This is a genomic window from Streptococcus oralis (genome assembly GCF_026782345.1).
GTDB classification, from domain to species: domain Bacteria; phylum Bacillota; class Bacilli; order Lactobacillales; family Streptococcaceae; genus Streptococcus; species Streptococcus oralis_CK.
The window spans coordinates 1,014,814-1,029,299 of the sequence record NZ_JAKUWI010000001.1; the positions used below are offsets into that span (position 1 = coordinate 1,014,814).

12 protein-coding genes are annotated in these 14,486 nt (G+C 44.8%); 2 read left to right on the forward strand and 10 right to left on the reverse strand.

Going from position 1 to position 14,486, the window contains the following annotated elements:
* The first annotated feature begins 358 nt into the window (after nucleotides 1–358).
* Nucleotides 359–1,813 (forward strand): sucrose-6-phosphate hydrolase, encoded by a 1,455-nt coding sequence (locus MK405_RS05015; protein WP_268704476.1) that lies wholly within the window; start codon nucleotides 359–361, stop codon nucleotides 1,811–1,813.
* Nucleotides 1,794–2,759: a LacI family DNA-binding transcriptional regulator gene (locus MK405_RS05020; protein ID WP_268704477.1), complete on the forward strand. Its 966-nt coding sequence runs from the start codon at nucleotides 1,794–1,796 to the stop codon at nucleotides 2,757–2,759. The genes MK405_RS05015 and MK405_RS05020 overlap by 20 nt, the downstream gene beginning before the upstream one ends.
* A 188-nt stretch (nucleotides 2,760–2,947) precedes the next feature.
* Here MK405_RS05020 and MK405_RS05025 read toward each other — a convergent pair whose 3' ends face one another.
* From MK405_RS05025 to rpoZ, 10 genes are all read right to left on the reverse strand, one after another.
* Nucleotides 2,948–4,222, reverse strand: a complete 1,275-nt coding sequence (locus MK405_RS05025; protein ID WP_268704478.1) for a hydroxymethylglutaryl-CoA reductase, degradative — start codon at nucleotides 4,220–4,222, stop codon at nucleotides 2,948–2,950.
* Nucleotides 4,222–5,394: a hydroxymethylglutaryl-CoA synthase gene (locus tag MK405_RS05030; RefSeq protein WP_162281906.1), complete on the reverse strand. Its 1,173-nt coding sequence runs from the start codon at nucleotides 5,392–5,394 to the stop codon at nucleotides 4,222–4,224. The genes MK405_RS05025 and MK405_RS05030 overlap by 1 nt, the downstream gene beginning before the upstream one ends.
* A 118-nt stretch (nucleotides 5,395–5,512) precedes the next feature.
* Nucleotides 5,513–5,968, reverse strand: coding sequence for a threonine/serine exporter family protein (locus tag MK405_RS05035; protein ID WP_000176910.1), 456 nt, complete (start codon nucleotides 5,966–5,968; stop codon nucleotides 5,513–5,515).
* A gap of 1 nt (nucleotide 5,969) precedes the next feature.
* Entirely contained in the window at nucleotides 5,970–6,728 is a 759-nt protein-coding gene (locus MK405_RS05040; protein ID WP_084853606.1) for a threonine/serine exporter family protein, read from the reverse strand.
* Between the two features lie 85 nt (nucleotides 6,729–6,813).
* A complete protein-coding gene (pknB, locus tag MK405_RS05045; RefSeq protein ID WP_268704479.1) occupies nucleotides 6,814–8,703 on the reverse strand; it encodes a Stk1 family PASTA domain-containing Ser/Thr kinase in 1,890 nt (629 codons plus the stop codon).
* Entirely contained in the window at nucleotides 8,700–9,440 is a 741-nt protein-coding gene (locus MK405_RS05050) for a Stp1/IreP family PP2C-type Ser/Thr phosphatase (RefSeq protein ID WP_061588402.1), read from the reverse strand. The genes pknB and MK405_RS05050 overlap by 4 nt, the downstream gene beginning before the upstream one ends.
* 15 nt (nucleotides 9,441–9,455) lie before the next feature.
* Nucleotides 9,456–10,769: a 16S rRNA (cytosine(967)-C(5))-methyltransferase RsmB gene (gene rsmB, locus MK405_RS05055; RefSeq protein ID WP_268704480.1), complete on the reverse strand. Its 1,314-nt coding sequence runs from the start codon at nucleotides 10,767–10,769 to the stop codon at nucleotides 9,456–9,458.
* On the reverse strand, nucleotides 10,762–11,697 hold the full coding sequence (gene fmt, locus MK405_RS05060) for a methionyl-tRNA formyltransferase (protein WP_268704481.1): 936 nt from the start codon (nucleotides 11,695–11,697) through the stop codon (nucleotides 10,762–10,764). Before fmt ends, rsmB begins: the two co-directional genes overlap by 8 nt.
* 12 nt (nucleotides 11,698–11,709) lie before the next feature.
* The gene (locus MK405_RS05065; RefSeq protein WP_268704482.1) at nucleotides 11,710–14,106 is read right to left on the reverse strand and encodes a primosomal protein N'; all 2,397 of its coding nucleotides are present in this window, start codon (nucleotides 14,104–14,106) and stop codon (nucleotides 11,710–11,712) included.
* Nucleotides 14,107–14,171: 65 nt separating this feature from the next.
* Nucleotides 14,172–14,486: a DNA-directed RNA polymerase subunit omega gene (gene rpoZ, locus MK405_RS05070; protein WP_002874282.1), complete on the reverse strand. Its 315-nt coding sequence runs from the start codon at nucleotides 14,484–14,486 to the stop codon at nucleotides 14,172–14,174.

A 14,486-nucleotide genomic window follows, 5' to 3' on the forward strand; every position in this document is an offset into this window, starting at 1 on the left:
CCTTATAAAATTTTGTTCTTATTTGAAAGCGATTTTATTCGCCCTACGACTATTATTTTATCACGTTTCTAAAATATGTCAAGCGTTTTGCAGGATTTTTATTTCCTTTCTTTTATTCCTGATTATTTTCGCTCGTTTTTGAGGAAATTCTCTTTTTCCTCAAAAAAATATCTTTATATTTGAGGAATAAAGGCTTTTATTTACATTTTCTTTCATTTTTTCGTGAAAATTCACCAGATTCCCTTTGTTTGATTTCTGGCAATCGTTTGACATTTTTTCTTTTTTTTAACATAAAAGACTTGCTTTTTTTGCCGAAAACGTTTACTATTAATAATAGAACTTATGGAGGAAAGATAAAATGGAATGGACAACTGAGCGTCGTTATAGACCCTATGAAGATTGGACGCAAGAAGAAATTCAACATATAAAGGAAAAGATGGCACAATCTCCTTGGCATACTCGTTACCATGTTGAGCCAAAAACAGGACTTCTCAATGATCCAAATGGCTTTTCTTACTTTGATGGGAAGTGGATCCTCTTTTACCAGAATTTTCCTTTTGGTGCAGCACACGGTTTGAAATCTTGGGCACAGCTAGAAAGTGATGATTTGGTTCACTTTAGAGAAACTGGAGTCAAAGTTTTGCCTGATACTCCATTAGATAGCCACGGTGCCTACTCTGGTTCTGCCATGCAATTTGGCGATAACTTGTTCCTATTTTATACAGGAAATGTCCGTGATGAAAACTGGATTCGTCACCCTTACCAGATTGGTGCTTTGATGGATAAAGATGGTAAGATTACGAAAATTGACAAGATCTTGATTGACCAACCATCTGACTCTACTGACCACTTCCGCGACCCGCAAATTTTTAACTTCAAAGGTCAATACTATGCTATTGTCGGTGGACAGGATTTGGAGAAAAAAGGCTTCGTCCGTCTCTACAAGGCTGTTGACAACGACTACACAAACTGGCAAGTAGTTGGCGACCTTGACTTCGCTAACGATCGCACTGCCTACATGATGGAATGCCCAAATCTGGTCTTTGTAGGGGAGCAACCTGTCCTTCTCTACTGTCCACAAGGATTGGATAAAAAAGTTCTAGACTACGATAATATCTTTCCAAATATGTACAAAATCGGGGCTTCCTTTGATCCTGAAAATGCTAAAATGGTAGATGTGTCTCAACTTCATAATCTAGACTATGGTTTCGAAGTCTATGCAACTCAAGCCTTCAACGCTCCTGACGGACGTGCACTAGCAGTAAGTTGGCTTGGTTTACCAGATGTAGCCTACCCATCTGATCGATTTGATTATCAAGGTGCCCTCTCACTGGTTAAGGAACTCACTATCAAAGACGGCAAACTCTACCAATATCCAGTCGCAGCTATCAAGGACCTCCGTGCTTCTGAAGAAGTCTTCTCGAATCGTACTCAAACCAATAACACCTACGAAATCGAACTAAACTTAGAAGCCAATAGTCAGAGCGAGATTGTCTTACTTGCTGATAAAGAAGACAAGGGGCTTTCAATCAACTTTGACCTTGCCAATGGTCAAGTGACAGTGGATCGTAGCCAGGCTGGAGAACAGTATGCCCAAGAATTTGGAAGCACTCGTTCTTGCCCAATCGACAATCAAACTACTACTGCTAACATCTTCATCGACAATTCTGTCTTTGAAATTTTCATCAATAAAGGAGAAAGAGTATTTTCTGGTCGCGTCTTTCCGCATGCAGACCAAAATGGGATCCTCATCAAGTCTGGAAATCCAACCGGAACTTACTATGAATTAGATTATGGTCGCAAAACTAACTGATGTCGCAAAACTTGCAGGCGTCAGCCCCACTACCGTCTCACGGGTCATCAATAAAAAGGGTTATCTATCTGAGAAAACCATTCAAAAGGTTAATGAAGCCATGCGAGAGCTAGGCTACAAGCCCAACAATCTGGCTCGAAGTCTCCAAGGAAAATCTACCAAGTTGATTGGACTCATTTTTCCAAACATCAGTCATGTCTTTTATGCGGAGTTGATTGACAAGTTGGAACACCAACTCTTCAAAAATGGCTACAAGACCATCATCTGTAACAGCGAGCATGACTCTGAAAAAGAACGGGAGTACATTGAAATGCTGGAAGCCAATCAGGTAGACGGTATCATTTCTGGAAGTCACAACTTGGGAATTGAAGACTACAATCGTGTGACGGCACCGATCATTTCCTTTGACCGAAATCTATCACCTGATATCCCTGTCGTTTCCTCTGATAACTACGGCGGCGGGGTCCTCGCAGCCCAAACTCTGGTCAAGACAGGCGCCCAGTCTATCATTATGATTACAGGGAATGACAACTCTAATTCACCAACTGGACTACGCCATGCTGGCTTTGCCTCTGTTCTCCCAAAAGCTCCTATTATCAATGTTTCGAGTGACTTTTCTCCCGTCAGAAAAGAAATGGAAATCAAGAATATCTTGACCCATCAGAAACCAGATGCGATTTTTGCTTCGGATGATTTGACAGCTATTCTGGTGATCAAAATCGCTCAGGAGCTGGGAATTTCTGTTCCTGAAGAGCTCAAGGTCATCGGCTATGATGGGACCTACTTTATCGAGAACTACTATCCTCATTTGACAACGATTAAGCAACCTATGAAAGAGATTGCCCACCTCACTGTTGATCTCCTCTTGCAGAAGATTGAAGGTAAGGAAGTCGCGACAACTGGTTATTTCTTACCAGTCACCCTATTACCAGGAAAAAGTATTTAATACTCTTCGCAAATCTCTTCAAACCGCGTCAGCGTCGCCTTACCGTAGATATATGTAACTGACTTCGTCAGTCTTATCTACAACCTCAAAGCAGTGCTTTGAGCAGCCTGCAGCTAGCTTCCTAGTTTTCTTTTTGATTTTCATTGACTATAAGCACAAGAAAACTCAGACTGATTTGTCTGAGTTTTTTATGATCTTAAGTTTTCGAGATAACGCTGGGCTGTCTCTAAGTTAAAGGTTTTATCTGCGATGAGGCGCTCAACGAGGGGAGCAACTTCGGACTCACTAGCACCTGCTAGGAGAGCTAGGGATTTGGCCTGCAATTTCATGTGGCCTTGCTGGATGCCCGTACTTACCAAGGCTTTGAGGGCCGCAAAGTTTTGGGCAAGACCGATGGACACGATAATCTGAGCCAATTCTTTGGCAGAAGGATTTCCCAGTAGTTCATGACTGAGGGCTACACGTGGGTTGAGACCGATTGAGCCACCCTTGGTCGCTACCGGCATGGGTAGGGTCATCTCACCGACCAATTCTTCTCTTTCCATGTCCAGCGTCCATTGACTGAGACCTTGATAGTGTCCGTCCCGACTTGCAAAGGCATGGGCCCCAGCTTCGATAGCACGCCAGTCATTACCAGTGGCAATCAAAATGGCATCAATACCATTAAAAATCCCTTTATTGTGAGTAGCTGCTCGGTAGGGATCAGCCTGCGCAAACTGGCTAGCCAAAGCTATTTTCTCCGCAATTTCTCGTCCTTGGTCCCTTTGGGGACTCAAGTAGCGAAAGGCGATACGACAGCTTGCAGTCACCAGAGAATCGGTCGCGTAGTTGGACAAAATTCCCATAAGACTCTGTCCCTGACTGAGTTCTTCTAAGACTGGTTTCAAGGCTTCCAGCATGGTGTTGAGCATATTGGCTCCCATGGCTTCCTGAGTATCGACATGGAGATAAACAACGAGAAAGTCTGTTTCACCCTTGATCTGCTCTACATGCAAATCACGCGCCCCGCCACCACGTTTGACGATAGAAGGATAGGCTTGATTGGCAAGTTCCAAGAGCTCCGCCTTCTTGCTGGCAATCTTCTCTTGCGCTTGTTCAGGATTAGCAACTTGATAAAGGGCTACCTGACCGATCATCTGGCGCTCATGTACTTGAGCAGTAAAGCCACCTGCTCGCTTGATGATTTTACTAGCATAGCTAGCTGCGGCAACCACTGAGGGTTCTTCTGTCACATAGGGAACTGTGTAGTCCTGACCATTTACCACAAGCTCTGGAATGACGGAATAAGGCAGAGAAAAAGTTCCCACCACATTCTCACTCAGCTGGTCTGCAACTGTCAAGCTGACTTGTTCATCCTGCTCCAGACTGGTTTGCTTTTCAGGACTAAGGAGCGCCTGAGCTTTCAGTGACTCAAGGCGCTCATGGTATGATTTTTTAGAAAATCCATTCCAACTTAACTTCATTATTTTTCAACCTTGCTATAACGGCGTTGGTGGTCGAGAATTTCAACCAAGGCATAGTCTTGATGTTCATAACCTGCAAATTGGGCTGAACCAGATTCATCCAACTGCACCTCTTCGAAGAAGACTTTTTCATAGTCTGCAACAGACAATGCTGTACGTTGCTGGAGTTTGCTCAAGCGATCCTTATCAAGGTAGGCCTCGTAGCCTTCAACCAGTTCCCCACTAAAGAACTCTGAAACCGCTCCACTTCCATAACTGTAGAGGACAATTTTATCTCCAGCCTTCAAATTTTCTGCATTTTCCAAAAGGGAGAGAAGCCCAAGGAAAAGGGAACCTGTGTAGATATTCCCAATCATCTGACTGTAGAGAATGGATTTATCAAAATTTTCTTGCAGACTATCCTTTTTTTCCTGAGACAAAGTCTTATCCATCATCTTGCGCAAGCCTTTTAGGGCTAATTTGGGATAAGGCAAGTGGAAGCAGATAGCCGCAAAATCATTCATAGTCCAATCATAGCGTTTCTTGTATTCATCCCAAGTCGTCGTAAGACTGTCAAGATATTGCTGAGTTGAGTACAAGCCGTTTACATAAGGAGTAGTTGAATAGTTCGGACGCCAGAAATCCATAATATCACGCGTTTGGGCAACATTATCATTGTTAAAGACCATGGTACGCGGATTTTGCGTAATCAACATCGCCACACTCCCAGCTCCCTGAGTTGGTTCACCTGGAGCCGCTACACCATACTTGGCAATATCGCTAGCGATGACCAAGACCTTGGACTTTGGAGAATTTTCCACATGCAACTTGGCATAATGGAGGGCAGCTGTTGCTCCGTAACAAGCTTCTTTGATTTCAAAACTGCGAGCGAACGGCTGGATACCTAATAGACCGTGAACAAAGACCGCTGCTGCCTTACTCTGGTCAATTCCTGACTCGGTCGCCACGATGACCATATCGATTTCTTCTTTTTCTTTATCTGTGAGGATAGAGTTGCTTGCACTGGCAGCTAAGGTGACAACATCCTCAGTCAATGGTGCAATGCTAATTTCGTTTAACAAGAGTCCCTTGCTAAATTTTTCGGGGTCAACTCCTCTTGCTTCTGCCAGGTCTTGTAATTTCAAGACATATTGACTGGTTGCAAAACCAATCTTATCAATACCGATTGTCATATTTACCTCTGTTTTTTCATTCATTGTAAAAAATCGTTCTATTCTATTTTATCACAAATAGGAACAAATGAGAGAAAAAAGACCTGATTCAACAAATCAAGTCTTTGCTTTGACAGCATTAGGAGGATATGCCTCGCTGTTTTCGGATATAGTAATAAAGCTTCAGAATCACTGTTCCACTGGCCATCCCGATAGAAATGACCAGAGCCAACATAACTACTAGTGTTGCACTGGTAAGGGCATGACTGTAATCGCCTGTCACAAAGAAAGCTGTCGTTCGATAGGATAGATAACCGGGCACCAAGGGGGCAAGAATGGCCAAGACAAAGACAACTGCTGGCGTCTTATAGACAATACTTAAAATCTGGCTGATACAAGAACCTACCACCGCCGCGATAAAGGTCGCAACAATGACATTGGTTGGTTCTTTGAGCACGAGGTAGAGGAGCCAGACACCCATTCCCAGAACACCACCAGGTAGGAGCATGGAGCGTTGAACATTCAGTACGATTAGAAAGGTGATAATGGCGAGTAAACTCGCTACTGCTTGGAGTAAAATACTTGTTAGAGTCATCTTATGTCATCAAAACTAGGGCGACGGAGGTACCGGCCCCTAAAGCGAGGGTAATGAGCAGGGATTCAAACATCTTGCTCATACCAGAGTTGATATGGTTGGTCATGATATCCCGAACTGCATTTGTCAGAGCAATCCCCGGAACAAAGGGCATGACGGCTCCCGCTATGATCAAGTCTGCCGTCGAAGGAAATCCTGTATAGCGGGCCCAGAACTGGGCAATTAAGCCAAAAACAAAGGCCCCTGCAAAGGCGGTTACAAAAGGAATGCGGACAAACTTCTCTACATAGAGAGAGAAAGCAAAACCAAGTAAGGTCGCAATGGCTGCACCAAAAGCATCATAGGTATTCCCCCCGAACATAATTGAGAAAAAAGGGGCACTGAGAGTTGCTGCAATAGTCACTTGGAACTTGGTATAAGGAAGAGCTTGATTTCTGATTTTCTTCAGCCTTTCAAAGGCTGTAGAGAGATCAATCTGCCCTCCGACAAGCTCCCGTGATACTTGGTTGACATCGCAGACTTTTTCGATGTTGTAGGAGGAAGAAGTTACCCGTTTCATACGAGAAATATTGGTATTCTCAATAGAAAAGAAAATAGCTGCTGGCATGGCAAGAACGTTGCAATCCACTATTCCCTGTGAATGAGCGATACGGATCATGGTGTCCTCAACCCGATAAATCTCCGAACCGCTTTTTAAGAGAATGGTTCCAGCTAACATAATGACATCAATAACGGCATTCAACTCTCTTGATTCGTCCATTTTCTCCTCCTTTTCTGCTTCCTATATTTTATCACAAAAATCAATGAAAAAAAATCTTTGTCATGAAATCATGACAAAGATTCGTTTAATCTCGAGAACTTTCACGTGTTCCTTCACTATTTGATTGACTAGTTGAAGGAGTGTTTCCTTGTTGGTTCCCCTGGTTTGGAGCTGTAGAAGAACCTTGGTTCCCACGTTGTGCAGAACTAGAAGATGAAGTTGATGGTGGTGTTTTCGGTTTGTAGATGGAAAGTTTGATACGCGTACTAGCAAGGTCAACCTCTTCACCCGCTTTTGGTGTTTGATCTACAACTGTACCTTCTGCTGTCCCCTCAGGAGCAGTCGAAACCTCGACAACCTCAATATTGGCCTCTTTTACACCGACAATCTGAGTCAAATTATTCTTTGTAAATTCGAGACTTGAACCAATATAACTTGGCATAGAAACGCTTGTTACTTTCTTAGCAACCGTTAAAGTAATTGTGCTGGCTTTTGAAAGATCATAAGTCGTACCTGCCGCAGGACTTTGTCTGAGAATGGTTCCAGGTTTGCTTTCGCTGGATTCTTCCTCTTCCATCTTGATTAGATTTTCAGGAACCTTCTTCTCCTTGAGCTCAGCTACAACTTCTGTATACTTGCGTCCGACGTAATTGCTCAATTGGAAGGATTGCTTGCCTGAAGAAACAACCAAATTGACCTTGGTCCCTTCTTTTCGGCTGCTGCCTGCTTCAGGATCGGTTCGAATAACGCGTCCTTCTGCTACTGTATCACTAGCCTCCGACTTCTCTTCGCCAGCTTCAAACTTGGATTTTTTGAGTGCTTCTTTGGCTTCTGCAACGGTTTGTCCAGCCACGTTAGGAATAGCAATCGTTGCTGGTGTTCTTGACAAAATCCAGACCAAAGAGGCTGCAACCAATAGAAGACTAGCCAAAAGAATCATATAGCGAGCCTTAAACTTCCGTTTCTTGGCTGGCTTTGGCGCTGGAGCCGGCTCTGCCACTGGTTGAGTTGGTTTCTTTGGCTGAGGGCGCTCTTCCTGCGCAGGCGCTTTAGGAATAGACGTCAGTGTACTTTGTGGAACTTTAGGCAAGGTCTTGGTATCTGCCTTGCTGGCATCATCAAAGACCAATTTGGGTTCATTTCGGCGATTGTAGGACAAACTACTCGATAAATCTACATACATCTCCGAAACAGACTGATAGCGATCAGACAATTTCTTAGCAGTTGCCTTGATGACAACATTTTCCAAAGCCTGAGGGACAGATGGGTTTTCAGCAATGACGGACGGAAGTGGCTTCTGGAAATGCTGGAGGGCAATCGTAACCGCGCTATCTCCATCATAAGGGATATGTCCCGTCAGCATCTCATAGAAGATAATCCCCATCGCATAGATATCGCTCTGGAAAGTCGCTTTAGAACCACGCGCTTGCTCAGGTGACAAATAATGAACCGAACCCAGCATCGAGTTGGTCTGGGTCAGACTCGTCTCTGCAAAGGCCACTGCAATCCCAAAGTCAGTAACTTTAGCAGTTCCATCTGGCGTCAAGAGGATATTTTGAGGTTTCAAATCTCGGTGAACAATTCCTCTAGCATGGGCTAAACGCATAGCCAAAAGAATCTGTCCCATAATCCGAACCGCCTCTTCATTTGAAAGAGGATAGTGTTCTTTGATATAACGCTTGAGGTCAAGTCCTGCTACGTATTCCATAGCTAGGTACTGTTGGCCATCTTCCTCACCGATATCTGTTATCCGAACGATATGAGGATGGTCCAGATCCGCCATAGCCCTCGCTTCCCGCTGGAAACGTGCCACAGCAATCGGGTCCGTCTGGTAGTTGGTCCTCAGGACCTTAACTGCCACTTCTTCCCCATCTAGGATCAAATCCTTGGCCAAGTAAACATCTGCCATGCCTCCTCGACCAATCTGCTTGACAATCCGATACCGCCCGGCAAAAATCTTGCCGATTTGGATCATTCTGCCGCCTCCTCGTTCATGTAAACAAGGGCAACCGTAATGTTGTCTAAACCTCCTGCATTGTTAGCGAAACGAATGAGGGTGGCCGCCTTGTCTGCTAGGGAAATATCGCTGGTTACGATATCATAAATCTCGCTTGCCGAAATCATATTGGTCAAACCGTCACTATTGAGTAAGAGATAATCTCCTGACTCCAGTGTAATCATCCCAAAATCAGGCTGGATTTCATCTTTTTGTCCGATAGACTGTGTGATGATATTCTTTTGAGGGTGAGTTTCTGCTTCTTCTGGAGTCAATTGACCAGCCTTGAGCAATTCATTGACCAAGGAATGGTCACTCGTCAACTGGTGGTATTCTTCTCCACGAATCAAACCGATACGAGAATCTCCAATGTGAGCATAGATGGCTTGGTTGTCAATAAACGCAACAGCTTCTAGCGTTGTCCCCATGCCTCTGTAGGTTTCGTCCTGACCTAGTTGATGAATTTTTTGATTTTCAATCTCCAGGTAGTGGGCAAACCACTCACGAACTTCATTGACTGAGTTAATTTGGGTATCCACCCAATCCACACCGAGGTCTGTGACCGCCATCTCACTAGCGATATTTCCTGCACGGTGTCCTCCCATCCCGTCAGCCAAGATGATCATGGTGCGTCCTGCTCGGTTGACAAAGTGATTGACATAGTCCTGATTATTTGTCCGTTTCTGACCAACATCTGTTAATAATGCTATTTCCATTGTGTCAGTTCCTTCCTATTCTGATATCTTGCGAAATTGGCTAATAAAGAATCCATCACTTCCATACAATTCAGGAGTAATCAGGATGCAGCCATCTTTCAGGATATCTTTGCATTCGTGTTCTAGTTTAACCTGCTCGAACTCGGGATGACTTTCTAAAAATGCCTCAACGACTTGAAAGTTCTCCTCAGAGACAATAGTACAGGTACTATACGTTATTATACCACCTTTACGTAGTGTTTGACAAACACTACCTAATATTTCCAACTGAATTTCCTGTAAGGACGTGAAATCTGCTGTTTCTTTATTGTATTTGATGTCTGGTTTGCGACGTAAAAGTCCAATCCCAGAACAGGGAGCATCTACTAAAATCTTATCAAAAGAGTCCCGACCGAAAAACTCATGCACTTTTCTGGCATCCAATTTTTGCGTTTGCACTTGATCTGCCACACCTAAACGCTCCGCATTTTCTTGGATCAAGTCCAACTTATGATCATAAAGATCCAAAGCCGTCACCTTACCGGATGTGAGGTAAGAGGCCATATGGGCTGTTTTCCCACCCGGAGCGGCACAGGCATCCAGGACCTGTTCATCACCTTGTAGATCAAGAGTCGGAGCAACTAATTGACTGGATTCGTCTTGGATGGTTATAGCCCCTTCTGCGAACAAATCATGACCTGCAAAGTGGCCTTGCTCCTTGACCAGACCAGTGGCTGCCAAAGGGGAATCGGTCGCCTCTAACACGGCTTTGATTTCCTCTTTTCGGCTCAAATCGGCTACACGAATACTGGCTTTGCTGCGCACCAAGAGACTTTTAAAGATGGCTTGTGCTCGCTCTTCACCGTATTCTTCCTTGAGCTTAGACACTAGCCAAACTGGGAGAGAATAGGCAATGGAATCACGCTTGTTTTTGCGTTTGATGCTGTCAACATCTGGCCAGCCTTCTCGCAAAATACGACGAAGGACAGCGTTGACCAATTTTTCACTGCCTTTTTTACGCGCTTTGGCTAGTTCTACCGCTTCATTGACTACAGCGTGATTAGGAATCTTATCCAGATACCGAAGTTGGTAAGCGCTCAGAAGGAGCAGGATATAGAGCCAGTTGTCTAGCTTGTCTCTGTCTTGGATAAAGTGGGACAGATACCATTCCAGAGTCAGTTTTCGGGCTACCGTACCGTAGACAATCTCTGTCACCAAACCCTTGTCTGCTACTGAGAGTTGACTCACCTTGAGGTGTTTGTTTAAGGCAATATTCGAATATGCTTGGTTGACTAAAACATCCTCTAGCACTGCTAGAGCTAGACTTCTAGCCGTTTCTACTTTAGTCACCAAATCGTTCTCCTACTGTCAATGTGCGTCCAACACCGTTGAGGAAGGAAGAAATATCCATCTTAGGCTTACCTGCTGGCTGCACTTGCTTGAGAGATAGAGCTCCTTCAGCCGCTGCTACGATTAATTCCTTTTTACCAATAGAGAGGATCTCACCTGGAGCTCCCTGACCTTCTACTGGCAGGGCTTCATAAATCTTAAAGCGATCACCCTTGAGAAAAGTGTGGGCAACAGGCCATGGATTCATGCCGCGGATTTGGTTGAAGAGTTGGCGATTGGTTTTAGTCCAATCGAGTTTCTCTTCTTCTGGCTTAATATTTGGCGAGAAAGTGACCTGGCTTGGGTCCTGAGGCACAGGTTTGATCTCCCCAGCAATATAGCCAGGAAGGGTGTCCAAAAGCAAGTCACGACCAACGATTGCCAATTTTTCAAACAAGGTGCCGACATTGTCCTCATCTGTGATAGGAATACTGCGACGGGAAATCATATCCCCTGCATCCATTTCCTTAACCATCTCCATAATGGTCACGCCGGCTTCCTCATCCCCTTGAATCAAGGCGTAATGAATGGGGGCGCCACCGCGGTGTTTTGGAAGAAGGGAAGCGTGAACGTTGACCGCAAAATCCATACTATCAAGGAGTTTACTTGGGAGAAACTGCCCAAACGCAGCAGTGATAATCCCATCTGCTCCTAGCTTCATAATGGCTTCCATCTCTGGGCTTCCAGATAATTTTTCAGGTTGGTAGATGGGAAGGCCTGCTTCTTTGGCAGCCTGCTTGACTGGGGTTTCTTGGATCACTTTTTTACGGCCGACAGCGCGATCTGGCTGGGTTACAACAGCTAGAATCTCGTAACGATCATCTGATAACAACCCCTTCAAAACTGTTGCTGAAAAGTCAGGTGTCCCCATAAAGATTAGTTTTGTCATTTCTTCTCCTTCTTATAAAAATTGTTGCGGTTCGTGATCAATGCTGAGACGAAGCTCGCTATTTTCCCGTTCTTGAGTCAAGGCCAAAACTCGATTGAGAGTCTGTCCCAGCTCATCTTCTAAACGGTATTTAATCAAAATCTGGTAATGATAAAGGTTGTGAGTACGGGCAATGGGTTTTGGCGTTGGTCCAAGGATTTTACTAGTTTCCGATAAACCTGAGCGCAAAATTCCCATGACTTCATAGGCACGTTTGACAACCTCTTCTTCTTTCTTGTGAGAGAGGGTAATCCCAATAGTGAAATAATAAGGCGGATAGCCGAGTTGGCGCCTAATACTCATTTCATAGGCATAAAAACCTTCGTAATCCTGATCTTTTGCAAAACGAATGGCATAGTGCTCAGGATTGTATGACTGAATCAAGACCTGCCCAGCTTTTTCCGCTCGACCTGCACGACCAGCAACCTGAGTTAAGAGTTGGAAGGTTCTCTCGGAAGAACGAAAATCAGGCAGATTCAAGGCCGTATCCGCATTGAGCACTCCGACTAGGGTCACATTTGGAAAATCCAAGCCCTTGGCAATCATCTGAGTTCCCAGCAAGATATCCGCTTCGCCTTGACCAAACTGGTCAAGAAGAGCTTGGTGACTGCCTTTCTTACGGGTCGTATCCACATCCATCCGCAGAATGCGGGCCTGAGGAAAGAGTTCTGCTAACTCATCGTATGCTTTCTGAGTCCCTGTCCCGTAGTAACGAATACTTCGGCTCTGACAGTTGGGACATACATGAGGAATTCCCTTAGAAAAGCCACAGTAATGGCAGTTCATAGTCTTGGTATCCATGTGCAAGGTTAGAGAAATGTCACAGTTGGGACAAGTATCCACCGCCCCACACTCCCGACACATAACAAAGCTAGAATAACCCCGACGATTGAGCATAAGGACTACCTGCTCTTTTTTATCCAGACGGTCTTGGATCGCTTCTAGCAAAGGAGGGGTAAAGTTTGATGTCTCATTCTGCCCGATATAGTCACGAAAGTCAATCACTTGAACCTCAGGAATCGTGGCTAAAGGATTAGCTCGTTTGGTTAGTCGTAAGTGTTGATAGACACCTTTTCCAGCCCGTGCACGGCTTTCTAAGCTCGGTGTCGCTGAACCAAGGACCAAGGCTGCTTGATTGTACTGGGCCCGTAAAATGGCGACCTCTCTAGCATGATAACGGGGATTGCTGTCTTGTTTGTAGCTAGCTTCATGCTCTTCATCGATAATCATGACACCTAGATTTTTCAAAGGAGCAAAGATAGCTGATCGAGCGCCAACAACAACTTGGGCATCTCCACGCTCAACCTTGCGCCATTCGTCGTACTTTTCACCATTGGACAGGCCTGAGTGAAGAATGGCCACTTTCTCGCCAAAACGAGCAATGAAACGCTCCGTCATTTGTGGTGTCAGAGAAATCTCAGGTACCAGCAAAATGGCTGTCTTGCCCTTGTCCAAGGCTCCTTGGATGATCTGCAAGTAAACCTCGGTCTTCCCACTTCCTGTAATCCCTTGAAGGAGGAAAGGAGATTGCTGACTTCCAATCGCACTGATAACAGCATCGCGAGCTTGTCTTTGCTCTGGGTTCAGAGACAAAGGCTGACTGGCCTCAATGCCTTCGAAATAAGCAGCTGAGCGTTGCACTTCCTTTTGGACTAGGGTTAGAGCTCCTTGTTCCACAAAGAAGTTGACTTGCTCCCGCGAATAAGACTCTAACAAGCTAGCCAGAGGAGCACTTTCAGAATGAGACAGCAAATAGTCTCTCAGCTCTGCCTTTTTCTTAGCACGCGCAGAAATCTCAATCTGCTCTAGTCGAGTAGCATCAATCTCATACCAAGACTGGGTCTTGACCTTCTTTTGATCGACTGCCTGGTATTCTAAGCGGAGCAGCCCTTTTCTGGTCAAGCGCATCATTTCTGCCTGTTTGGCAAGGTCTAGAGAAGAAAAGGCTAGCGAATCTTCTGAACCAAACAGACGCTCTCGGTCTGCCTGACTCAGACCTTCCAGAGGATAGAGAATCTTATCATAACTGGAGCTTAAAAATCCAGGCAACATGGCTTTTAGAATGGAGATTTTGTAAGAAAAGACAGACTTGCGTAACTCCTCAGCCAGCCAGAGTTGCTCTTGAGTGAGAACAGGGGAAAAATCCAGCACCTCTGCAATCTCCTTCAAGTCCTGATTGGCAGCTTCTTCATCCGACTGGGACTCCAAGCCAAGCACAATTCCTTGGATCAAGCGATTGCCTTTGCCAAAAGGAACATGGACCCGCATACCGACTTCCAGCATCTCTACAAATTCCTCTGGGACCTTATAACTATAGGGCTGGTCCGTCTGCATCAGGGGAACATCTACGATAATCTTTGCGATAGCCATCTTCTCACCTCCTTCTTGTCAGTAAATTCTTGCAATAGAAAAAATAAGATTGAGTCCCCCCAACCTTAAATTTTTTCACCATCTTCTTTTTCTTTAGCGATTTGCTCTTTGATTTTCTTTTCTTCTTCTTCTTTGCGGCGTTTTTCTTCTTCGATACGGAGACGAACCGCTTCACGTTTTCCTTCTGGATCTGGGTGAATGGTTACATTTCCAGACTCGATTTCTTCCAAAGCGCGAAGAGTTGATTTTTCAGACTTAAACTCTTGAGTTGCTGGCGCACCGGCTTCTAGTTCGTGGGCGCGTTTTGCTTCCAAGATTACGAGTGAATATTTTGATGGTACCTTGTCTAGCAAGGTATCAATAGAGGGTTTTAACATCAT